22 protein-coding genes are annotated in these 22,555 nt (G+C 37.0%); 21 read left to right on the forward strand and 1 reads right to left on the reverse strand.

All coding sequences use genetic code 11. From position 1 onward, the window contains the following. Positions 1 to 396: 396 nt before the first annotated feature. From ACIQXJ_RS00405 to ACIQXJ_RS00480, 16 genes are all read left to right on the forward strand, one after another. Positions 397 to 969 (forward strand): manganese efflux pump, encoded by a 573-nt coding sequence (locus ACIQXJ_RS00405; protein WP_403048464.1) that lies wholly within the window; start codon positions 397 to 399, stop codon positions 967 to 969. Positions 970 to 1,240: 271 nt separating this feature from the next. Further along, complete coding sequence (gene isdC, locus ACIQXJ_RS00410; protein WP_403048466.1) at positions 1,241 to 1,843, forward strand: heme uptake protein IsdC; 603 nt, start codon at positions 1,241 to 1,243, stop codon at positions 1,841 to 1,843. Then, positions 1,843 to 3,363 (forward strand): NEAT domain-containing protein, encoded by a 1,521-nt coding sequence (locus ACIQXJ_RS00415; RefSeq protein ID WP_403048468.1) that lies wholly within the window; start codon positions 1,843 to 1,845, stop codon positions 3,361 to 3,363. The genes isdC and ACIQXJ_RS00415 overlap by 1 nt, the downstream gene beginning before the upstream one ends. An 85-nt stretch (positions 3,364 to 3,448) precedes the next feature. After that, positions 3,449 to 4,693: an NEAT domain-containing protein gene (locus tag ACIQXJ_RS00420; RefSeq protein ID WP_403048469.1), complete on the forward strand. Its 1,245-nt coding sequence runs from the start codon at positions 3,449 to 3,451 to the stop codon at positions 4,691 to 4,693. Positions 4,694 to 4,713: 20 nt separating this feature from the next. Next, entirely contained in the window at positions 4,714 to 5,631 is a 918-nt protein-coding gene (gene isdE / locus ACIQXJ_RS00425) for a heme ABC transporter substrate-binding protein IsdE (RefSeq protein ID WP_403048471.1), read from the forward strand. A 224-nt stretch (positions 5,632 to 5,855) separates the two neighbouring features. Continuing rightward, positions 5,856 to 6,821 (forward strand): FecCD family ABC transporter permease, encoded by a 966-nt coding sequence (locus tag ACIQXJ_RS00430; RefSeq protein WP_403048473.1) that lies wholly within the window; start codon positions 5,856 to 5,858, stop codon positions 6,819 to 6,821. Positions 6,822 to 6,826: 5 nt separating this feature from the next. Continuing rightward, on the forward strand, positions 6,827 to 7,597 hold the full coding sequence (locus ACIQXJ_RS00435; RefSeq protein WP_403048475.1) for an ABC transporter ATP-binding protein: 771 nt from the start codon (positions 6,827 to 6,829) through the stop codon (positions 7,595 to 7,597). A 12-nt stretch (positions 7,598 to 7,609) separates the two neighbouring features. Continuing rightward, a complete protein-coding gene (gene srtB, locus ACIQXJ_RS00440; protein ID WP_403048477.1) occupies positions 7,610 to 8,389 on the forward strand; it encodes a class B sortase in 780 nt (259 codons plus the stop codon). 358 nt (positions 8,390 to 8,747) lie between these two features. Further along, on the forward strand, positions 8,748 to 9,275 hold the full coding sequence (locus ACIQXJ_RS00445) for a YceI family protein (protein WP_403048479.1): 528 nt from the start codon (positions 8,748 to 8,750) through the stop codon (positions 9,273 to 9,275). Between the two features lie 282 nt (positions 9,276 to 9,557). Further along, the gene (locus ACIQXJ_RS00450) at positions 9,558 to 10,487 is read left to right on the forward strand and encodes an NAD-dependent epimerase/dehydratase family protein (RefSeq protein ID WP_403048481.1); all 930 of its coding nucleotides are present in this window, start codon (positions 9,558 to 9,560) and stop codon (positions 10,485 to 10,487) included. A 249-nt stretch (positions 10,488 to 10,736) separates the two neighbouring features. Further along, complete coding sequence (locus tag ACIQXJ_RS00455) at positions 10,737 to 11,165, forward strand: MarR family winged helix-turn-helix transcriptional regulator (RefSeq protein ID WP_403048483.1); 429 nt, start codon at positions 10,737 to 10,739, stop codon at positions 11,163 to 11,165. An 86-nt stretch (positions 11,166 to 11,251) separates the two neighbouring features. Beyond that, the gene (locus ACIQXJ_RS00460; protein WP_403048485.1) at positions 11,252 to 11,548 is read left to right on the forward strand and encodes a putative quinol monooxygenase; all 297 of its coding nucleotides are present in this window, start codon (positions 11,252 to 11,254) and stop codon (positions 11,546 to 11,548) included. A gap of 234 nt (positions 11,549 to 11,782) precedes the next feature. Further along, positions 11,783 to 12,358 carry an RloB family protein gene (locus ACIQXJ_RS00465; RefSeq protein ID WP_403048487.1) on the forward strand — a complete coding sequence of 192 codons (576 nt, stop codon included), beginning with the start codon at positions 11,783 to 11,785 and terminating at the stop codon, positions 12,356 to 12,358. A gap of 241 nt (positions 12,359 to 12,599) precedes the next feature. Then, on the forward strand, positions 12,600 to 13,370 hold the full coding sequence (locus ACIQXJ_RS00470; protein WP_403054789.1) for an ABC transporter ATP-binding protein: 771 nt from the start codon (positions 12,600 to 12,602) through the stop codon (positions 13,368 to 13,370). Between the two features lie 15 nt (positions 13,371 to 13,385). Continuing rightward, positions 13,386 to 14,339 carry an ABC transporter substrate-binding protein gene (locus ACIQXJ_RS00475; RefSeq protein ID WP_403048489.1) on the forward strand — a complete coding sequence of 318 codons (954 nt, stop codon included), beginning with the start codon at positions 13,386 to 13,388 and terminating at the stop codon, positions 14,337 to 14,339. Positions 14,340 to 14,353: 14 nt separating this feature from the next. After that, positions 14,354 to 15,109, forward strand: coding sequence for an ABC transporter permease (locus tag ACIQXJ_RS00480; protein WP_403048491.1), 756 nt, complete (start codon positions 14,354 to 14,356; stop codon positions 15,107 to 15,109). A 29-nt stretch (positions 15,110 to 15,138) separates the two neighbouring features. Here the strand turns inward: ACIQXJ_RS00480 and ACIQXJ_RS00485 are convergent, their stop codons facing one another. Continuing rightward, entirely contained in the window at positions 15,139 to 15,579 is a 441-nt protein-coding gene (locus tag ACIQXJ_RS00485) for a winged helix-turn-helix transcriptional regulator (RefSeq protein ID WP_403048493.1), read from the reverse strand. Positions 15,580 to 15,705: 126 nt separating this feature from the next. On the opposite strand from ACIQXJ_RS00485, the gene ACIQXJ_RS00490 reads away from it, so the two are divergent. From ACIQXJ_RS00490 to lpdA, 5 genes are all read left to right on the forward strand, one after another. Further along, positions 15,706 to 16,224, forward strand: coding sequence for a DUF4242 domain-containing protein (locus ACIQXJ_RS00490; protein ID WP_403048495.1), 519 nt, complete (start codon positions 15,706 to 15,708; stop codon positions 16,222 to 16,224). 18 nt (positions 16,225 to 16,242) lie between these two features. After that, the gene (locus ACIQXJ_RS00495) at positions 16,243 to 17,298 is read left to right on the forward strand and encodes an acyl-CoA dehydrogenase family protein (protein WP_403048496.1); all 1,056 of its coding nucleotides are present in this window, start codon (positions 16,243 to 16,245) and stop codon (positions 17,296 to 17,298) included. A 129-nt stretch (positions 17,299 to 17,427) separates the two neighbouring features. Further along, positions 17,428 to 19,494: a catalase gene (locus ACIQXJ_RS00500; RefSeq protein WP_403048498.1), complete on the forward strand. Its 2,067-nt coding sequence runs from the start codon at positions 17,428 to 17,430 to the stop codon at positions 19,492 to 19,494. A gap of 233 nt (positions 19,495 to 19,727) precedes the next feature. After that, entirely contained in the window at positions 19,728 to 20,924 is a 1,197-nt protein-coding gene (locus ACIQXJ_RS00505) for a polysaccharide deacetylase family protein (protein WP_403048500.1), read from the forward strand. Between the two features lie 91 nt (positions 20,925 to 21,015). After that, positions 21,016 to 22,353: a dihydrolipoyl dehydrogenase gene (gene lpdA / locus ACIQXJ_RS00510; RefSeq protein ID WP_403048502.1), complete on the forward strand. Its 1,338-nt coding sequence runs from the start codon at positions 21,016 to 21,018 to the stop codon at positions 22,351 to 22,353. Positions 22,354 to 22,555 lie beyond the last annotated feature (202 nt).

Below are 22,555 nucleotides of genomic sequence, written 5' to 3' on the forward strand. Positions count from 1 at the left end.
TGAAGAACCATCTACTGTAGAAAATCATTTCATACAGTAGGTGGTTTTTTGCTTCGCGGAAAAAACGAGTGCTAACGCGGAATAATGAGCTTGAATCGCGGAAAAACCGCGTGCAACCGCGGAAAAAAGTGCTTGAATCGCGGAAAAACCGCGTGCAACCGCGGAAAAAAGTGCTTGAATCGCGGAAAAACCGCGTGCTATCGCGGAAAAAAGCCCCCCAACCAGCCCCCTCGGATTAAACCGCACTCGCAGATGAACGCCCATTAAAACAAAATTTACTCTTCATATGATAGAAAATGGGTAAACGTATTAACTTGCTTCAGAGGAGCTTTTCAAGCGGGTTCGATAAAAATCTGGACGCAATTATGCCAGGGCATTATTGACAGGAGGGAAATCATGCATTGGATAACCATTATTTTGATTGGTATAGCTGCCAATTTAGATAATCTAGGGATTGGCCTTGCCTATGGGGTTAAACGAGTAAAGATACCTATTATATCGAACGCAGTTATTGCTATTATTTCAATGATTGTCACTTACGTGGCAGTTACGGCTGGTAGTACAGTAGTAGAGTATATTTCTCCGCACACGGCCAATCTTTTAGGAAGTCTTTTGCTGTGTGCTATTGGAGTATATACGTTATTCTCTAATCGCCTTTCCAAAAATGGCATCGCGAAAAATCCTGAAGTGTTTGATGAAGATAAAAATTACATTATTTCTATCAGAGAGGCAATGACACTTGGATTTGTTTTATCGGCAAACTGTTTAGCAGGCGGAATCGCTATTGGAGCGAACGGTATTTCAGCTATATGGACGGTTATCTCGATTGGAACCTTTTCCTTTATAACTGTGGGAGTGGGAATTCATTTTGGTGCCCTTCTTTCAAAAACATATATTGGCGTGTACTCCACAGCAATTTCAGGATGGTTACTAATTCTAATTGGGGTGTTTGAAGTTTTTGCTAAATAATAAAATTGAGGGATATTACTGATGTTTAACAGTGATATTCTTTTTAATTGAGGAAATTTTGACATATTGAGGGCGTTTTTGGATTGCTAGTTGACATACTAAGGCACCAATATTATTCTTTGGATAGATAGTGTAATTGAGAATTATTTTCGTTTTCATTTTCATAATATTGCTTTCATGGAAATATTGAGAATATTATTCGTATCAATTATAATGTTTAATGGAAAATAAATAAAATTTTTCCATAATTATTAGAGGAGGCGTGCAACACATGAAGAAAATAATGATGTTGGTCATGCTAGTCAGTATGGTTATTTTTAATTTAGCGTTACCACATGCATCTGCCCAAATGGCTGACGGCACATATTCTGTAAAATATCAGGTCAATAAACCGGATAGCAGCTCTGCGTCTATTGCGAATGATTATTTCGTAAAGCCAGCTAAGGTGACAGTAAAAGATGGTATAGCTACTGTGCAAATTACATTAAAGAACAGTGCTTGGATTACTAAATTTCAACCACCAGGGGGAGCAGCAGTTGTTAGCGAAGATAAAGCAGCTGATACACGTGTTGTACAATTCACAGTAAAAGATTTATCAAAACCAGTTGTAACATCTATGAAAATTGATATCGATGATATTAATTACCACCATGAATATAGCGTTTCACTAGTATTTGATGCAGCGGTATCAGGAAGTTCAGCAGCAACAACAGCAACAAATAATACGAAAACGTCAACAGCATCTGAAAGTGAAAGTCAAGTGTCTAATCCACAAACAAGCGATGCGATGCCTTATTTGTTATTAGTTGCATTTGCAGGATCAGCATTTTTACTTTATAGAACTAAATACAAAACAAAAATGGAGGGTCAATAATGGCTAACAAACGTCAATCTCGCGCAACAAAAATCGTACTCGCTTCATTATTAGCAGCATCACTTTCAGTTCCAACATTTGCATCAGCAAAGGTGGCTGATACAACAACGACAACTATATCTACAGACGTAAAAGTGGAAGCTACGGCTGAAACAAAAGAAGGGACAGTTGTAAAGTTCCAAACGTTTAAACCTGGTACGGAACAAGCAGGATATATGGATAAATATTTTGCTGGAACAGGCTTACTTGTTGAAAAAGATGGTACATACACAGTGAAACTAACGATCCCTGCTCAATTTGCTGCAATGATTCCTGGTTTCCAAGTAAAACAAGGCGATAAATATGTTGATGCGACAATTGAAAAGCAACAAGATGGTTCAAGCATCGTGTCATTCCCAGTAGATCCAAAGGTGAAAACTGCGGCAAAGGTACATGTAGTTGTTTCTCAAGCTAACATGGATACATGGTATGACTTTGATTTCCAACCAGTTGCTTCAGAGGAAGTAACAGAACCAACTGAGGAAGTAAAAGAAGAGCAACCTGAAAAAGAGGAAACAGTTGTTACTGATGAAGAAGATGTAGCGCTATATGAAGGTACTGTAACTGTTTATAAAGATGGAACTAAAGAAGAATCCATCATGAAAAATTATATTAGTTCTACTGTAGTTGTTGGTGAAGCAGATGGCACATATGTTGTAGGTATGGTATTCCCTAAAGGTCAGTATGTTCAATCATTTAAAGTAGACGGTAAAGACGCTGTATTAGAAGAAGAAGATAAAGAAACAAATGAACGTATTTATACATTTGAAGTGAAAGATTTAAAAGCACTAACAAATGCACAGATTCATATTATCGTAGATGAGCCTGCAGCAGGAGTTAAATATGATTCAGTTCATACTGTACAATTTAGCTTTAATGTAGACTTAGACAAACCAGTAACAGATACTGAAGAAACACCAATTGTTAACCCGTTTAAAGATATTGATAACAACGAAAATAAAGAAGCAATCTTAAACTTACTTGCTTATGATATTATTGTTGCGCAAGATAAATTTAATCCAAATAACAATTTAACACGTGCTCAATTTGCATTAATGATTGCACGTACTTTAGAGTTAGAACCTACTGAAGTTGCTGGGTTCCAAGATATTAAAGGCATCGAAGCAGAAAAAGCAATTAACGCTCTTGCTGAATACGGAATCGTAGAATCACGTGAAAAATTCAATCCAAATGGCATTTTAACACGTCAACAAGGTGCATTAATGATTTACCGTGCAATCCAAGCTGTCACTGAAGGCGACTTAAATGTTGAAATTTCATTACCTTATGCTGACGTAGCAACAATTGCGAATGATGAAGCGAAAGAAGCATTCTCATTACTTAACAAAGAAGGCATTATGACAGGTTCTGTTGCTAAAGACGGTAAAACATACATCAATGCAAACAAACCATTAACACGTGGTCAAATGGCGAAAATTTTAAATAACTCTTTACAATTTTTCTATGAATTTGAAGAATAATAATAATTAGTAAACAGCAACTTCCTTTCTCACTTTGATGAGGAAGGAAGTTACTGTTGCTTCTATTAGAAATTGGGGGTATTTGATGAAAACATACAATAGAAAAGGAGTCTTTTTATTAGCCCTTATTAGCTTTATTATCTTGGTGTTTATCCCTCAATTGCCGTTACATGCACAAGCTGAAGTAGATAGTTCATTAGGAAATGGGAGCTATCAAGTTGAACTAAGTTTTTCATCCCTTGATGGAATAGAACAAAACCGATTTTTCAATGAAGAAGCAACACTCAACGTAAAGAATGGCAAATATACATTGTCTATGACAATTAATCATCCATATATTTTACAAGAGATACATATTGAACAGACGGAAAAAACGTTATCTTCTAAGTGGACTGAAAATTTAGTTCAGTTTGATGTAAAAGATTTAAAAGGGCCTATTATGATAAAAGGTCTTTTGGCTTCTGAGTCAGAAGAGGATAGTTTTCAATTTGCACAGGAACTTCGCATCATATTAAAAGCACCCATCGAAGAAAATGAACAAGGTACTATAATAGAAGAAACTACACCTGAAAAAGAATGGTCGATTGATTACATATTGTACGTTGATGGAAAAAAAGAACAATCAATTATGAATACATATGTTAATCCAGTGGCAAAGATGATAGAAAAAGATGGCAAATACTATGCTCAGATGACCATTTTAAAATCTGCTTGGGTAACGGGGTTAACAGTAGATCAACGAGGGCAACAGGTAGAACCAACACTTGTATCCATTGTGGGAAATGAGAGAATTGTTGAATTTGAAGTAGTTGATTTAGAAAGACCACTGCGCATGTGGGTACAGGTAGATATTCCGGAGATTGCTTATCATCATCAATATTTTGTTGATTTACAGTTTGATGAACAACAAGTGGCAAATATTTTAGAAAAGCCTATAGAAAAGGAGCCTCCTAAGCAAGACATAAACGTGAAGCCTCCTATTGTCACAAGCGACAAAATAGAGAAGCCATTAGAGAAAAAAACAGAGGAACCTGTAACAAAATCTAACTTGCTTTCATTGCCAACAGTTCAGCCTCCTTTCACAACATTAGTGGAAGAACAGTTAGCTTTTGACCGTACACTTGATGCAAATGCTGATGAAGTAGTAGAAGAAGAACCTTCTGTAACTGAAGAGGAAAAGCAACCAAACATTGAGCAGGCAGAAAACAAAACGAATATAGATCAGCAACTTGCCCAGTTAGATAAAGTAAAAATTGTTTTGTTAGTGCTAATTTGTGTTTTATCGGGCTGGTTACTCGTTCGTCGCTTGAGAAATTCTAAAAATAACTGAAATAAGTAGGAGATGACTATATGTGCAAAAAACAAAAAAACTGGCTGGCATTGATAGCGCTTATGACAGTATTTTTAATTGCTGGTTGTAGCGGTGGAGGCGATCAAGCAAAGAATGAAACATCTACTAATAAAGCGGAGGTATCAGTAGAAGCAAATACACCAAGTGAAAATCGTATTATTGCAGGTACAGTTGTGATAGCTGATATTTTAGATAAGCTCGAGCTTGACGCTATTGCAGTACCGGAAACTGAAAAAGAGTTAGCGAAACGCTTTGAAGGTTTACCTACAATAGGGAATGCAATGGAGCCTGATATGGAAATTGTTAAGTCATTAACTCCTACGGATGTATTATCAGTGTCAACATTACAATATGATTTAGAAGATAAATTCGAACAACTAAAAATACCTGTGAATTTTTTGAATTTCCAAAGTGTTGATGCGATGATGGCTGAAATTAAAACGTTAGGTGAGCGTTATGATCGTAAAGCACAAGCAGAAGATTTATTGACGGGGCTACAGAAAAACATTGATGCCATACAAACTGTCGCTGCTAATAAAGAAGGACCTCGTGTTTTAATTTTACTTGGTATTCCAGGCAGTTACTTAGTAGCAACTGAAAATTCTTACGCCGGGGACCTTGTCAAACGTGCTGGAGGAATAAATGTGATGGAAGGGCAAAAAGCAGAGTACTTATCGTCAAATACAGAGTACTTGCATAATAGCAATCCTGATATTATTTTACGTCTATCACACGGTATGCCCGATGAGGTTGTCAAAATGTTTGATGAAGAATTTAAAACGAATGATATTTGGAAGCACTTTGACGCAGTGAACAATGGTAAAGTGTATGATTTGGAAGAAGAATTATTTGGAACTACAGCTTCCTTACAGGCGCCACAGGCATTAGGACAGTTGATGGAAATTTTTTATCGCTAATAAGTAAGTTGAAATTGTCGCTCGTATTGCAGGATAAGCCTTGCCATAGAGCGCTTTTCTTATATTGCTTGTAGCATACAGGATATTACATATTACTTTTCGTTCCATTGTAACCGTAGTGAGCGAATCTTTTAATGAAGTAAAATCGAAGCAATCGCAACAATGGATGCGCATACTTTGTGCAAAAATATTGTGCGGAATTTGATTAGAAAAAGGAATCCGATATGACTAAAAAAATAATAAGTTTTGCAATGGTAATATTGTTGTTGCTTGTTTCGATGGTTTACTCAGCAACGACAGGTAGTATTAAAATGGGCTTTTTTGAATTTATAGGGGCATTGTTTGAAGAAGGGAATAGCCAGATGGAGGCAATACGTGATTTGCGATTTCCTCGTATTCTTGTCGCTTTATTTGCTGGGGCTGCACTTTCTGTTTCAGGCGTATTATTGCAATCAGTAATGCGTAATCCGCTAGCAGACGCGGGTGTTATTGGTATTTCATCAGGTGCAGCATTTGTACAATTATTTATTATTTCATTTTTTCCAGCTTTATTTTTCATGACGCCGATATTGGCGTTTATAGGTGGGGCATTTGCTTGTACGCTAGTGTTTGCCTTGTCATGGAAATCGGGATTGAGTCCCCTAAAATTAATTTTAGTAGGGATTGCAATCAATGCGATGTTTACTGGTCTAACGGAAGCATTTTTAAGTTTAGGTGGCTCATTAAATACATCTGCTGCTAGTGTCGTCGGATCAAATTTAACGATGCGGACATGGAAAGATGTTTCGACCATTGCAACGTATGGAACGATAGGCTTGGTTGCAGCATTTGCGTTATATAGTTGGTGTAATCTTCTTGTTCTACAAGATAAAACGGCAAAAAGTCTCGGCTTTAACGTAGCACGTGCTCGTTTAATTATTGCAGCTGTTGCTGTATTATTATCAGCCGTGTCAGTTGTTGTTGCTGGCGTTATTTCATTTGTCGGCTTATTAGTCCCACATATTGCCCGACGTTTAGTTGGACACGATCATCGAATACTAATACCGTTTACAGCATTAGCAGGAGCCTTATTAATTTTAGTGGCAGATACAATTGGTCGAACGGTCGTTGCACCAATTGAAATACCTGCTTCTACTATTATGGCAATCATCGGTGGTCCGTTCTTAATATTCCTTTTACGAAAAGAGTGAAGAAAATGGAAATGCACGACATTATCGTCTCTCATGATAATACACGTAATCATTTAGATGGTGTCTCAACGAGAATACGAAAGGGCAAAATCACAACGATAATTGGTCCGAATGGCTGTGGAAAATCGACATTACTAAGTGTGATGTCTCGAAATAATATGCCGCAATCCGGTAATGTTTCTTTGGAAAACAAAGACTTAGTTCATTACAAGCAAAAAGAGTTTGCTAAAAAGCTAGCAATTGTTTATCAACAAAATGATGTTCCAAAAGATTTAACAATTGAAAAGCTAGTAAGTTTTGGTCGTCTTCCGCATAATACAATGTTAAAACGTAATCATGAGGAAGATGAAAAAGCGATTGATTGGGCATTAGCATGTACAAACTTATTAGAAAAGCGAAAAAAGGATTTAGAAGCACTATCAGGCGGTGAACGACAACGAGTATGGATAGCGATGGCATTAGCACAGCAATCTGAAATTTTATGCTTAGACGAGCCGACTACGTATTTAGATATTTATTATCAAATGGAGTTATTGGAGCTTGTAAAATCTTTGAATGAAGAACATGGCTTAACAATTGTTATGGTACTCCATGATATTAACCAAGCAATTCGTTATAGTGATCATATTATTTTGATGAAAGCAGGACAAATAATAGCTGAGGGCGCGCCGCGTGACGTCATCACAAAGGAAGTTATTAAAGAAGTATATGGTGTTGAAGCAATCTTCAATGAAGATGAACAGCTCGGTCTTTATATGGTGCCTCTTGGTATTTAAGTTGGTGAAACGATGAAAAAATGGAAAACTAAGCTTTTAACAGTTTTATATTTGGCTATATTTTTATATTCTGGCTTTGCGCTTGTAAAGTACGTCTACACGTATTATGAGTCATCAAAATCATTAAAAGAAGTACAAACGATTTATGCTGAAACATTGGCAGCGATTCAAGAAGAAGTAGTAGTTGATGATGCAGTTTCGAACGCTGAAATAAAATCAAAATATACGATAAGACCGCAATTTCATGATTTACTAGCTGTAAATGATCACATTGTTGGCTGGATTTCTGTGGATAATACAAAGCTCAACAATCCAATTTTACATGCGGATAATAATGAATTTTATTTGAACCATAATTATAAAGATCGCGAAAGTCGTGCAGGCAGTGTTTTTATGGATTATCGTAATGACGCGCTCGATATAAGTCGTAATACCATTTTGTACGGTCATGCTATGAAAGATGGGACGATGTTTGGTAGTTTGAAAAATTACTTGAATCAGGATTATGCCAATGCACATCGTACAATTTATTTGGATACATTATATGAAGGTTACGATGTTGAAGTATTCGCAGCTTATGAAACAACTATTGATTTTTATTATATTGAAACAGAATTTAAAACGGATGAGGATTTTATTCAGTTTATTGGAGAAGTTCAAAAGCGTTCTACAATTGATATGAATGTAGATGTAGGACCAGATGATAAAATCATTACACTTTCTACGTGCAAAGATTCTGTAATGAGTGATGATCATCGATTTGTTGTTCAAGGGAAATTAGTAAAGCGATAACAGATAGAAGCTCGTGAATCGCCGGTAAGACATAGGAAATCGTCTGCCGTAGCAGACATCAACGACACTTGTTCTTTTTGTCCCTTGCTCATATGTTAAATATTCATAGAATTAGAGGAGTTACGTCGAGAAATAATTTGAAATAAATTACTTGACGTAAATTAATTATTAATATATAGTAAGTTACATAAAGTAATTGATTACTTTTAGTAACGGAAAATTAAAAAAGAAGTTCTCGAAGTAACTACATATGTTTAGTCCAATTAATTTTGGGTAACATAATTAGTGTAGTTACTTCATATTTTAACATATATCTCGAATTCGAGATATAAAACAATTCAAATTGGAGGAATTTAAAATGGCAAAATGGAATATCGATTTAGGACACTCAGCAATTAACTTTCAAGTAAAACATATGATGGTATCAAAAGTAAAAGGTGTATTTGATTCTTATTCAGCTGATATTGAAGCAACAGATCTTGCAGATTTAACAACAGCAAACATTAGCATTACAATTGATGCAGCAAGCATTAATACACGTAGCGAAGACCGCGATAATCACTTAAAAGCAGGTGATTTCTTTGATACAGAAAAATACCCAAATATTACTTTTAAATCAACTAGCATTACAAAAAAATCAGGTGATGAATATGCATTAACTGGTGATTTAACAATTAAAGATGTTACGAAATCAGTTACATTTAATACTGAATTTAACGGTAAAGGTACTAACCCATGGGGTCAGGAAGTATATGGCTTCGAGGCAGAAACGACAATTAACCGTGAAGACTTCGGTTTAACTTGGAATGCAGCTTTAGAAACTGGTGGAGTACTTGTAGGTAAAGATATTAAAATTTCAGTTGAACTAGAAGTAAACCCTGCTTAATATTGCTATCCTTTGTTGTAAAATAATAAATAATATTTTTGTTAAAATCCGCTCGGCTTTCGAGGCAATGTCTGAGTTGAATCGCTAGTTAACGCTTGCGATTCACTCGTCCGCTTGCTTGGAAGTTTGTGTGGATTTTTTTATTATTTAATTAAAAATAGAATGCTCACTTTACTTTTACCTATTGTTGATAGTCTGTTAAAATAATCCAGTAGTAAGTTCCTTGCATATTTTTAGCAATTCATGCATATAAAACATCATATTGTTTTTGGGGGCGATGGGATGAATGTATTAGTGACAGGTGGCTATGGGTTTATTGGCAGTGCAGTGGCGAGGCGGTTTTTCGAGGAAGGCGCCAATATTTATATAATTGATAATTTAAGTACAGGACATCTACGAAATATTGATTTTGAGCATAAATCTTACTTATTAAACGTTGAAGATGAGGTTTGTGAGCATTTCTTTAAAGAAGTAGCTTTTGATGTAGTCATTCATTGTGCGGCGCAAACGAGTGTTCAACTTTCGATACAAGAGCCAATGAAGGATATTATGACAAATATTGTAGGGCTAAGCCAAATGCTCTTTTATTCATCAAAATACAAGGTGAAACATTTTGTTTTCGCTTCTTCTGCTGCGGTGTATGGTAATAGCCACTATCCACCGCTTGAGGAAACGGATATTAGTGAGCCTGTTTCGATGTATGGGCTAAATAAAAGCATTGGTGAAACATATTGTGAAAAGTGGCAACGTGATTATCGTTTGCCGACGCTAATTTACCGTTTTGCGAATGTATTTGGTCCGAGACAACGTATGCAAGGGGAGGCCGCTGTCATCCCTAGTATGTTGAAAAGTAGTCTTGAAGGTAGACCTTTTACTATTTATGGCGACGGTGAACAGACGCGTGATTTCATCTACGTAGATGACATTGCAGATGCCATTTATGCTGGAGTAGAAGCTAGACTTCAAGGCATATACAATGTTTCAACAAACGAAGCGTGGTCACTGCATCAAGTTATATTATTATTACAACATTTAAATCATCCACTCGAGATTCAATATGCCCCTGCAAGAGAAGGGGATATTGAGCATTCATTTTTAAATAATGAAAAGCTTGCTAATGCGATTGGATGGAAGCCGAAGAATTCATTTGCAGAGGGCATCGAGCGGACTATTCAAGCACTACAAAAAGAGAAGATTGTAGAAATTCAATGATGATAAACAAAGAAAATTTGTTCTGAAGATTATGTCTACTAAGCGGTTTATTGGGTCTGCGTTCGATTTTTTCGAGCACAGACCTTTTGATTTCAAGCATGCATTTATAAATAAATTTAGGTAAGTTGTCAATTGGTTGCATGATCGATAATTTTGTATTATATTAATTGACGGGTCAATGATTGAGCACTCAATGAATGTTTGACACATCTATAAAGGTGACCTCACAAATTATTAGGAGGGTTATTGATGCAATGTTCACTTTCAAATCAAGAAAAAATCTTACAGCTTCTTAAAGGGCTAAATAATCAAATTAGCCCTAAATTTGAACGATGTACAGGCATTAGCGCATCACGCTATGAATTGCTACACCAGCTTTATAAAACAGAAGAAATTAATCAATCTTCCCTTCAAAAAGCAGTTAATATAGACAGTGGTGCCATTACTCGTCATTTAAAACAACTTGAGGCAAGCGGTATGGTGACAAGACGACGAAACCCCACCGATAATCGTGTAATATTTGTTCGCCTGACCGATGAAGGTCGTAAACAAATTGTCGGTTACAAAAAAGAAAAGGTTCGTTTCGTTAACCAAATGCTTCACGATTTTAACAAAGAAGAATTAGAATCCTTATCTGTCATGCTAAATCGCATGCAAAACAACATCATCGATTATTGAATTTTTTGACCAATAAACTGATCTGATAATTATTAAATATTTGCATTTAGTTCAATAAATGAATCTAATTAAAAGGATGGGTAACTATGATTATTATTCACGCACACCTACAAGTAAAACCGGAACAAGAGCAAGCATTCTTGGAAGAAGCAAAGATCCTTCTTTCAGCAACAAGAGCTGAAGAGGGTAACATTAGCTACGATTTAATGAAGTCTACTGAACATGCATGCCATTATACAATGGTTGAAGTTTGGAAAGACGTAGAAGCTACTGCAAACCATAATACGAGTGAGCATTTCACTGCTTTTACTCAAAAAGCACTAACTTTTATGGCTGCACCAATGGACCTTAAAGTATTTAGTGGAGAACCTCTAAAAGCATAATTTGTAAAAATAACAAACACCCCAAGGAGTTATTCTTGGGGTGTTTGTTTATGTTCATTTTCATTTTCATCAAATGGATTTTAAAGGCACGTACAAATGTTGCATTTGGCATGAGTCATAGTAGATGCATACAATAAAGGAAAGGCGATCTTTTTCTAGTGAACTCATTGCAACACCAGTTATGAATGAATACTTATCCAATCAATATTTACGTGAAGTGGAGGTATTTGACCAGTGAGCGTACATCAACATGGCAATCGGACAATACGTAAAACAATATTAATTTATTGTGAGGGAGAAACGGAGCGCATTTACTTTGAGCAATTGCGTATTTTAAAACGCTCGAAAACAGTGAGCGTGAAAATAAAAAACGTAAAGCGCTCTGCAATCAAGCTAGCACAACACGCCTTCCGTGATTCCAGCTATCAATATTTTGATGAAGTATGGATTGTATTTGATAAGGATGATTTAACAGATAAACAGCTAGACGAAGTAAATGTGTTCTGTGAGGAAAAAAATATTCACATCGCTTATTCGAATGAGGCATTTGAATTGTGGCTATTATTACATTTTGAAGAAGTGAATGTCTCTGAAAAATATCCACGTGCTGTTTTAAACAACAAGATGGAGGAGCATTTAGGGGTAACACGATATTTCCGGCATAAGGCAGATGAGTCTATTATTGCTCCGATTGCACTACTACATGAGGTAGCCATTAAAAATTGCGCGGAAATGATGTCCCTACGAACTGCAGAAAATCGTGATAATCCTTATTGCAATATACATGACATGATCCAATACATATTCTAAATATAATGTCTTGTTCAGCTAACGTAATGAGAAAGGTAAAGCATGATTTAAGTACAGGCGATGAATAGTTTGCAGGTTTTTTATTTAAAAATAGAAAACCTGTTTTTTTATGCGAATTGTCGGAATACAAATATATTTCTTGAAATTAGGTTGTAATTTTAAACTGAGTATAATAAAATAACTTAAAACATATTAAACCTAGTAAAATTATAAGAATAAAGTGTGAGGTGACAATTGCATGATGACAGCACCGTTAATTTCCATACAACAAGTTAGTAAAACATTTGCTGAGCAGACAGTACTCCATGAAATTTCATTGGATATACAAAAGGGAGAGGTTATTGCCATATTAGGAAAGAGTGGTTGTGGCAAAAGTACATTGCTAAATTTAGTTGGGGGTTTTGAGCAGCCATCTAGTGGACAGGTATTGTTAGAAAACCAAGTTGTTACTAGAGCAAGTAAACGCTGTATAATGCTCATGCAAAATTATGGATTACTTCCTTGGCGTTCTGTGCAAAAAAATGTAGAGCTCGCATTAGAGGGAGAGACTTTAACGAAGAGTGAACGACAGCAACGTGCGCAGTATTATTTGAATCTTGTTGGCTTAGAAAATCGATTAAGCGCATTACCTAGTGAATTATCGGGCGGTATGCAACAGCGTGTTGCCATTGCACGCGCATTAGCGATTCGTCCAGAGGTTTTTTTAATGGACGAACCATTTGCAGCACTTGATACCTTTACACGTTATTACTTACAGGATGAGCTACTTGCTATTCAAAAAAAGGAGCATACAACTATTTTATTGGTGACGCATGATATAGACGAGGCTATTTATTTAGCTGATCGCATTTTTATTATGAGTCCAAATCCCGGACGCGTCCATCGTGAATTACATATTCGTAGTACGAAACCACGCGATCGTTCAGATACGGAATTCCAGCATTTTCGTGAGATTATTTTCAATGAATTTCAGTTTACGCATCCGCAAGATACGATTGAATACAACATTTAAAATGGGGGTAAAACGATGAACAAGAAGTTAGGCATATTTTTACTAGCGTTGATACTTTTGCTGATACTTGCGGCATGTGGAACGAATGAAGAAGGGGCAGTATCGCAAACAGAGGGCAATAAAAAGGTAGTGAAAATTGGGTATTTACCAATTACGCATGCTGCACCACTTTACATGCAAACAGATAAAGAATACGAAGATTATGCCATTGAGCTTGTGAAATTTGGTTCATGGCCCGAGCTAATGGATGCTTTAAATACAGGGAAAATTGATGGTGCTTCAGTGCTTATTCAATTAGCGATGAAGGCAAAAGAACAAGGAATTGACTTAAAGGCAGTAGCGTTAGGACATCGAGATGGCAATGTTTTAGTTGCTGCTCCAACGATAAAAAAAGTAGATGATTTAAAAGGGAAAAGCTTTGCGATTCCAAATAAATATTCTACACATAATATTTTGTTATATCGCATGTTACAGAACGCGGGCTTAAATTATGAGGACGTAAATGTCGTAGAGCTACCACCAGCAGAAATGCCAGCTGCGCTTGCAGAAGGCCGTATTGCAGGATATGTAGTAGCTGAACCATTTGGTGCTATTTCTGTTGCACTTGAAAAGGGCAAAGTGTTATTTCAATCAGAGGAAATTTGGCCGGATTCAATTGACTGTGGACTAGTACTTCGTCATGATTTTATCGAAAAAAATAAAAATATTGCAAACCAATTCGTCAAAGATTATGCCGCTGCTGGTGAGCTCATGAATGCAGAGGGAGACCATGCACATGATGTTGTTGCTAAATATATTAAGGTTGATAAGGATGTTTTAGATTTATCGTTAAATTGGATCTCATATCACAACTTGAAAATTGAAGCGGATGCGTATGCCATTTTAAGAGATTCATTAATAGAGATGGGCTTGTCAGAGAACCCACCAACATATGAGGAATTTGTTGATACGACATTATTGGAAGAATAGTAGGGTGCATACGTATGAAAAAAATAGGACCAATTTTACTTGGATTCGTGTTATTAATAGGAGTTTGGCAAGTAGCAACGATTATTGGTGATCATGATGCAGCATTATTTCCTCCACCATTAGCTGTTTTGATGGCATTACTGGATATCATCAAAGATGGATCAATATTCGAGCATATACAAATTAGTTTAGTTCGCTTTTTTAGTGGTTATTTGTTAGCGGTTGTTGTCGCTGTAACTGTCGGATTAGTTGTCGGGAGATTGGTGAAAGTTTGGGCTGTGCTAGATCCGATTGTACAAATTCTACGTCCTGTATCACCGATTGCCTGGTCACCTTTTATCGTACTATGGTTTGGCATTGGCAATATGCCAGCCATCGTCATTATATTTATTGCAGCATTTTTCCCAGTGTTATTATCCACAGTAGCTGCTGTGAAAAAAGTCGATGCTACTTATTTACGAATTGCAGCCAATTTTGAAATGTCGCAGTTTAACCTATTGCGTAAAATTGTTTTTCCAGCTGCATTTCCTATGATTGCAAACGGGTTGCATATGGCAATAGGAAGTGCGTGGATATTCTTAGTTGCTGGAGAAATGGTGGGGGCGCAATCAGGATTAGGCTTTTTAATAGTCGATGCTAGAAATTCACTAAGTCTAGATTTAGTTATGGCGGCCATTATTGTGATTGGCGTACTCGGTTTGCTGCTCGACAAGGTCATTCGTTATTTTGAAGGCTGGGTTGCGAAAATTTGGGGCGGACAAGGAGCTTAGAGTGGGCAAAAAAGAGCTAGCCCAATGAATTATTGGTTAGCTCCGTTTTGAATGGCACGTATTTGAATCGTATCGCTACGCTCGCCGGTGTTTTTTGAATAGTAACCAATTTCTACTCGGTCACCTGACTGCGCATCAACAATTTCTTTATAGCAAGGGTCCAAATATTCGCTGCCCCATAAAATCATTGCATTAAATACAGATTCTAATGCCTTTCCTGATTCAGTTAAAGAATAGGCGTAACGCGGCGGATGTGCAGAATAAAGTGTGGAAGTAACTAAACCTGCTTCTTCTAAAGATTTTAAACGTGCAGACAATAAATTTGCTGAAAGACCTGGCAAATTTAATTTAATGTCATTAAAGTTCGATTGACCGATTAATAGTTCATGTAAGATGAGCAATGTCCAACGATCACCGATAATGTTCAATGTTTGTGCAATATTGCATGGTAAGTCATAACGTGTTTTCATAGTGTTCCCTCCATGCAGTAGTGTAGCACAAATCATAATTTTTAGTAAATTCAGTTGTTTTTATTAAGTAAGTGTAATAAAATAACTCACATAAAGAAAAAAACAAACTATTCGGAGGTATTTACTATGAGTTTATTTTTAGTAGAATCAACAGTTAGTGAAGTAACGAACAAAGAGCAATTTGCAGCATTAGTAGAGCGTGTAGGACAAGAGCAGGATGTAACTGTTATCGAAGTACAAGTAGCAAAGGATTTTAGTCGTGCTTACTTTATCGTGGAGGCAAATGAAGAACGTCAAGCAACAACTGCACTAGCAGCTCAAAACATTCAAACAGATTTAGTAAAAGAAGTTCGCCTAGTTGGGAAAGAGCTGGATGAAGTTAAAACAAATCAAGAAGTTGTGAACTATTTAGTAGAGTGGGAAATTCCAGCAGAAATTACAATGGATCAATATTTAGCACGTAAAAAGAAAAACTCAGTTCACTATGAAGAAGTACCAGAAGTACATTTTTCTCGCACATATGTATGTGAAGATATGACAAAGTGCCTGTGTTTCTATGATGCACCAGATGAAGCAGCTGTAAAACGTGCTCGTGAGGCAGTGCAAACACCAATTACGTCTTTAACTGAGTTAGCTGATAAGTAAAGGATAGGAGTGGAAACCATGGCAGTAGATGCAGTAGCTTTACAAACGTTAATTGAAGAAAAATTAAAACCGTTCGTAAAAAAGATTGATGAGGAAGCTTATTATGCGGAGGATTTTTTATTGGAGCTCGGCAAGGCAGGATTTTTTGCTTCTACACAAAAAGATGAACAAACAACGCTACTAGATGAGCTAACGATTGTACAAGAGACAGCGAAAGTTTGTATGACAACTGCATTTTGCCTATGGTGCCACCTTGCCGCTTTAACTTACTTACGTAAAACGAATAATAAGCAATTACGCGAAAATATTTTACCATTACTAGAACGTGGAGAAGTACTTGGCGCGACAGGTTTATCGAATCCGATGAAGTTTTATGCTGGACTAGAGAAGCTTCATTTATCAGCGGAGCGTGTGGACGGTGGCTATGTCGTAAATGGCGTGTTACCCGCTGTTTCAAACTTAGCAGCGAATCACTGGTTCGGGGCGATTGCCCATAACGGTGAGCAGGAAGTGATGGTTTTCGTTAATACAGACAATGAAAGTATTACACTAAAGGAAAAAATCCACTTTTTGGGTGTCAACGGCAGTGCGACCTATACATGTAAGTTTGACAACGTGTTTGTTGCTGATGACTACGTCATTGCACAAGATGCAAGCACATTTGTAGATACTATTCGCCCGACATTTGTACTGTATCAAATCCCGCTAGGTTTTGGTGTAGTAGACTCAGCGATTGAAGGGATAGAAAAAGTTAAGGCTAAGCAAAATGGTTGTAATGAATATTTGCAAGTACAAGCGGATGAACTAACAGAAAATCTACAATCTTTACAAGAAACACTTCAAATACTAATTCAATCTGGTGAAGTAAATTTACAAGCAATTTGTCAGCTTCGTTTACAAGTCGTTTATAATACATTGGCTGCAGTGCAGGCCAATATGCTACATAATGGCTCAGCTGGTTATATTGCTGGAAGTACACCATCACGTAAGCTACGCGAGGCCTACTTCTTTGCTAATTTAACTCCGACAGTTAGACAGCTTGAGAAGATGACGACAACAGCGAAAGCTAAATAGCGAATGAAGAAACCTTGACAGGGTTGAGTCAAGGTTCTTTTTTATTGATGGACTCTTCCATTCATGTTTATTTCAGAAAAACATACAGTGTATATAGAGCGTAATTAGGACAAAAGGGAAGGGGATCGCGTGGATAAGTCTAAATCAAATCAGGGCAAGGATTTGACTGATAATGCGAAGGATCAACAACTAGAGGCATTTCGCGTCAATAATGATGGGAAAAAGATGACGACCAATCAGGGGCTGAAGGTTTCCAATGATGAAGATTCATTGAAGGCTGGCGTTCGTGGACCAACCATTATGGAGGATTTTCATTTTCGGGAAAAAATGACGCATTTTGACCATGAGCGGATTCCTGAACGAGTGGTACATGCTAGAGGATTTGCCGCGCATGGAGAGTTTGAACTATATGAATCGATGAAAGAGTATACGAGAGCAGATTTTTTACAGGAGCCTGGGAAAAAGACACCTGTATTTGTTAGATTTTCAACAGTAGTAGGGAGCTTAGGCTCAATGGATACGGCTCGTGATGTACGTGGGTTTGCAACGAAATTTTACACTGAAGAGGGCAATTATGATTTGGTCGGCAACAATATCCCAGTGTTTTTTATTCAGGATGCTATTAAGTTTCCAGATTTAATTCATGCTGTAAAGCCTGAGCCTCATAACGATATGCCACAAGCGGCTTCTGCACACGATACGTTTTGGGATTTTGTTGCAAATAATCAGGAAATAGCACATATGATTATGTGGCATATGTCTGATCGAACGATTCCGAGAAGTTTTCGGATGATGGAAGGCTTCGGTGTGCATACGTTCCGTTTTGTAAATGACAAAGGTAGATCCAGATTTGTGAAATTCCATTGGAAGCCAGTGTTAGGTGTGCACTCACTAGTTTGGGATGAAGCGCAAATAATTGGGGGCAAGGATTCTGATTTTCAACGGCGAGATTTATGGGAATCAATTGAAATTGGGGATTATCCAGAGTATGAGCTTGGTGTTCAGATGATCGAGCCGGAGGAAGAATTTAGATTTGATTTTGATATTTTAGATGCAACAAAACTATGGCCAGAAGAGCTAGTACCTGTCAAAAGAATCGGGAAAATGACATTGAATCGCAATGTGGATAATGTTTTTGCTGAAACCGAGCAAGTCGCTTTTCACCCTGGAAATGTTGTGCCGGGCATTGATTTTACAAATGATCCGCTGCTACAAGGTCGCTTATTTTCATATATCGATACACAACTTCTTCGTCTAGGCGGACCAAACTTTGCTGAGATTCCTATTAATAGGCCAGTTTGCCCGATTCATAATAACCAACGAAATGGATTCAGTCGACAAACGATTAATACGGGAAAGGTGAGCTATCATAAAAATTCGCTTGCAGGCAATACTCCCTCAACATCAACTGCAAAAGAAGGGGGATTTGTGCATTATGAAGAAAAGGTCGAAGGACGTATTACAAGGGCTCGAAGTAAGTCCTTTAATGACCATTTCTCACAAGCTCGATTATTTTGGAATAGTATGTCGCCACCTGAAAAGCAGCATATCATTGACGCCTTTAGCTTCGAGGTAGGAAAGGTGAAAAGTAAATACGTTCGCCAGCAAGTTGTTGATATGTTTGTCCGTGTCGATAAAGAGATGGCTACAATAGTTGCTGATAATATTGGCGTTAATCGACCTACAGGTGAGCAATCAAACGTTACTATATCATCACCTGCACTAAGTCAGGCAAATACTGTGAAATTGCCACAGACCCTTAAAGTGGGGGTATTAATAGGTGATGGATTTGACGCCAATGAGGTTGGCGAAGTACTGAAGTATTTAACAAGGAATGGAGTTCGATATACCATCATTTCTGATAGACTCGGTGTTGTGAAGGGCGCTAATGGTATACAGTTAACAGCGAGTGATACGTTTATTACGACCGATGCGGTGCTATTTGATTCCTTATATGTTGTCGGAGTTCGAGCTGATAATCAAGCAAAGTTTAACACCTATATTGTCAATTATATTAATGAAGCGTACAGACATTTTAAACCAATAGGTATTGCTTCAACAGGAACAACATTTTTTAATATGTCCAATGCCAATGTAGGGCCAGGAATTATTTTAGCAACTGGAAATGCTGGATTTGCCAAAAAATTTGTAGATGCCATTGCCCAGCAACGCTTTTGGCAGCGCAATATTTATTGATAATTTCTTTGCAAGCTGCGATATCGTTGGGTTTAGCGACGTTAGAGAGTATCCTATCGGCGATAGAGAGGATCAAACAAGCGATTTCAGTAAGTTTCAAACAATACTTATAGCTTTATTTATAATATGTTCTATTAGTAAAGGGACTGTTCAATATGAACAGTCTCTTTCAGTCTGTCATTATTTCGTATATACTTGTACGTGGACTATAGTTTGGGAAAGGGACCAATATTATGAAATATATAAGGAAAATACTATTATTTGTTGTCCTTGTTTGCTTCTTTATAGCATTGTCAGATCAGGCAATGGCAGCAAAGACAACAAAATTTTATGAATATAGTAATGCCAAAGGTGTGACGGTCATTAACTATCATTCATTTGGCGATTATAAGGAAATAGCTAATATAAATATTACAGAAAAGCTATTTCGGGAGCAGTTGAAGATGCTAAAGGACAATGGCTATTCAATAATTACGGAGGAGCAGCTGATCGCATATTTACAAGGGCACGGTCGCATTCCTGAAAAATCTGTATTTTTAACGATAGATGATGGCTATGAAAGTGTATATAAAATTGCATACCCTATATTAAAAGAAATGGGTATGCAGGCGACACTGTTTGTTATCGTAAATGATGTGGAGACAGGCCATAGAAAAAATGTACCAATGTTGAACTGGCAACAAATAAAGGAAATGTCCGAATCTGGTATTATGCATATCGGCAACCATACATATGATTTACATTGGCGAGGGAACAATGATAAGTCAAAACACGAAGCAATGATACTTAATCAGAAGAAAAATGGAGAGCCACTTACAAATGAGGAGCGACTTCAATATATTCAAGAGGATATTACAAAAGCACATCAACTAATTGAAAAATATACAGGGATAGCACCTAAATCCTTTGCGTATCCATATGGTGTTTATGATCAAATTGCCGAGCAGGCTATTAAAAAGGCGGGCTATACGATCGATTACTCTACACAGGGTGGCTATAATTTATTTGGACAAGGAACCGTTCACATTAAACGAATTGACTCTAGCAATCGAGTGTCAGCCCATGAATTAAAAAAGATTTTAGAAAAAAATTATACACATGCGGAGCAACAATATCGACAACGAGATATTCAAGTAGAAGCACAAGTTACATCAAATAAAGTGACAGTAAAAGCTTCGTTGAAAAGTGATATGAATAAAGGACCACTGCAAGCTAAAGAGACGCGGTTTGAGCTTTATAAAATGGTGAATGGTGAGCGTCAGCTACAGCGTGAATTTGGCGGTTACCGAGTGGCAGCAAGTTCCAATGCAAGAGTGATGTCAACAGAAGAAAATATAGCAAATTACGAAGCAGGAGGCTATTCCGTTAAAACGATTATTATTAAACAAGACGGAAATAAAGACGTTTTCTGGATTAACTTCAATAAGTAACTGACTATAAAAAATGTTATACATCGCGGATATCCCGCTCAATTGCATTGAAATTTTGTAAATGTTAAGGTGATTATTGAGGTGAATAGACGTGGAACAATTTGATATCGCTATTATTGGTGCAGGTCCAGGTGGATATGTGTCAGCAATTCATGCCGCTAAAAGTGGTATGAAAGTAGCTTTAGTAGAACGTGATAAAGTAGGGGGAGCTTGCTATAATGTTGGCTGTATTCCATCAAAAATTTTGTTAGAGCACAGTAAATTAGTGCAAGAAATACAACGTGGCAATGATTGGGGGATTGAAACGCCAGTCGTTAATGTAAACTTCCCTCGTTTAATGCAACGAAAAAATACAGTCGTTCAAGAACTTTTAGAAAATATTGAACAGTACATTGCGAGCAATCATATTACATTTTACCGTGGAGAGGCATCGGTAGCTGCCGATTTAACAGTAACGGTCGGTCAAGAAACTTTTGAAGCGAAAGATATCATTTTAGCAACTGGTAGTAAGCCATTTGTGCCGCCATTTAAAGGACTAGAAAGCTCATCATATTATACAACGGATACATTTTTTAATATGGAAGAACTTCCGCAACAGCTAACGATTATTGGTGGAGGAGTAATTGCCGTAGAAATGGCATTTAGCTTAGCACCACTTGGAACGAAAGTAACGATGTTGAATCATAGTGAAGATATTTTACAAACGGAAGAACCAGATGCACGACCGATTATTCGGGAGAAAATGAAAAATATCGGTATCGAACTTGTGACAAACTTTCAATTTGAGCAATTTAACGGCAATGAAATTCATACATCTAAAGGAATCTATACATACGAAAACTTATTATTTGCAACAGGGCGTCGTCCAAATACGGAAATTGCGCAACAGCTAGAGCTCGATTTTGATGGTCGTTTAATAGCGGTAAATAAGCATTATGAAACGAGTCATCCACATATTTACGCAATAGGTGACTTAGTTGGAGGCTATCAGTTAGCACATGCTGCTAGTGCGGAAGGTATTTATGTTGTGGATTATATTTTGGGGGCTACACGAGCATTGGTTGAACAAGCACTTATTCCCCGTTGTGTTTATACTCATCCTGAAATTGCGACGTTTGGCTTGTTAGAAGATCAAGTTCATCAAGCGTATACGGTGACAAAAATGCCGATTAACACAAATCCAAAGGCGTTGATGGAAGGAAATGTGGAAGGTTTTATAAAGCTTGTTGTAACGAAAGAGGAAGGGCATATTTTAGGGGCATGTGTTGTTGCTGATGGTGCTACAGAAATACTCAATGCTATTTTAGCTACGAAAAATGCGGGTGGTACAGTAAATGAATTAGCAAATATGATTTTTCCTCATCCTACAGTATCAGAGCATATTGGAGATGCTGCAAAAGCGGTATTCGGTAAAGCGATTCATCAATAAAATAAATGGAGAGAAGGTTGTTCACCTATTGTTGTGGCAACCTTTTTGTATTCATATATAAATCCCATTAAAGTTTATTGACTTTATCAAATATTATGTTAAATTAAATTTATAAGATTACTTGGTATTAGACAATATAAGCTGGCTAGACATCTAGAGGCTACTATTTTACACAACGGCTTAATTGTTGACTGTAAATATA

This window comes from Lysinibacillus sp. NPDC097868 (genome assembly GCF_044761135.1).
Taxonomy (GTDB): Bacteria; Bacillota; Bacilli; order Bacillales_A; family Planococcaceae; genus Lysinibacillus.

Bases quoted from the DNA above. Each gene is read 5' to 3' on its own strand.
- ACIQXJ_RS00405 (WP_403048464.1), top strand. From the start codon at position 397: ATGCATTGGATAACCATTATTTTGATTGGTATAGCTGCCAATTTAGAT.
- isdC (WP_403048466.1), top strand. From the start codon at position 1,241: ATGAAGAAAATAATGATGTTGGTCATGCTAGTCAGTATGGTTATTTTT.
- ACIQXJ_RS00415 (WP_403048468.1), top strand. From the start codon at position 1,843: ATGGCTAACAAACGTCAATCTCGCGCAACAAAAATCGTACTCGCTTCA.
- ACIQXJ_RS00420 (WP_403048469.1), top strand. From the start codon at position 3,449: ATGAAAACATACAATAGAAAAGGAGTCTTTTTATTAGCCCTTATTAGC.
- isdE (WP_403048471.1), top strand. From the start codon at position 4,714: ATGTGCAAAAAACAAAAAAACTGGCTGGCATTGATAGCGCTTATGACA.
- ACIQXJ_RS00430 (WP_403048473.1), top strand. From the start codon at position 5,856: ATGACTAAAAAAATAATAAGTTTTGCAATGGTAATATTGTTGTTGCTT.
- ACIQXJ_RS00435 (WP_403048475.1), top strand. From the start codon at position 6,827: ATGGAAATGCACGACATTATCGTCTCTCATGATAATACACGTAATCAT.
- srtB (WP_403048477.1), top strand. From the start codon at position 7,610: ATGAAAAAATGGAAAACTAAGCTTTTAACAGTTTTATATTTGGCTATA.
- ACIQXJ_RS00445 (WP_403048479.1), top strand. From the start codon at position 8,748: ATGGCAAAATGGAATATCGATTTAGGACACTCAGCAATTAACTTTCAA.
- ACIQXJ_RS00450 (WP_403048481.1), top strand. From the start codon at position 9,558: ATGAATGTATTAGTGACAGGTGGCTATGGGTTTATTGGCAGTGCAGTG.
- ACIQXJ_RS00455 (WP_403048483.1), top strand. From the start codon at position 10,737: ATGCAATGTTCACTTTCAAATCAAGAAAAAATCTTACAGCTTCTTAAA.
- ACIQXJ_RS00460 (WP_403048485.1), top strand. From the start codon at position 11,252: ATGATTATTATTCACGCACACCTACAAGTAAAACCGGAACAAGAGCAA.
- ACIQXJ_RS00470 (WP_403054789.1), top strand. From the start codon at position 12,600: ATGACAGCACCGTTAATTTCCATACAACAAGTTAGTAAAACATTTGCT.
- ACIQXJ_RS00475 (WP_403048489.1), top strand. From the start codon at position 13,386: ATGAACAAGAAGTTAGGCATATTTTTACTAGCGTTGATACTTTTGCTG.
- ACIQXJ_RS00480 (WP_403048491.1), top strand. From the start codon at position 14,354: ATGAAAAAAATAGGACCAATTTTACTTGGATTCGTGTTATTAATAGGA.
- ACIQXJ_RS00485 (WP_403048493.1), bottom strand. From the start codon at position 15,579: ATGAAAACACGTTATGACTTACCATGCAATATTGCACAAACATTGAAC.
- ACIQXJ_RS00490 (WP_403048495.1), top strand. From the start codon at position 15,706: ATGAGTTTATTTTTAGTAGAATCAACAGTTAGTGAAGTAACGAACAAA.
- ACIQXJ_RS00495 (WP_403048496.1), top strand. From the start codon at position 16,243: ATGGCAGTAGATGCAGTAGCTTTACAAACGTTAATTGAAGAAAAATTA.
- ACIQXJ_RS00505 (WP_403048500.1), top strand. From the start codon at position 19,728: ATGAAATATATAAGGAAAATACTATTATTTGTTGTCCTTGTTTGCTTC.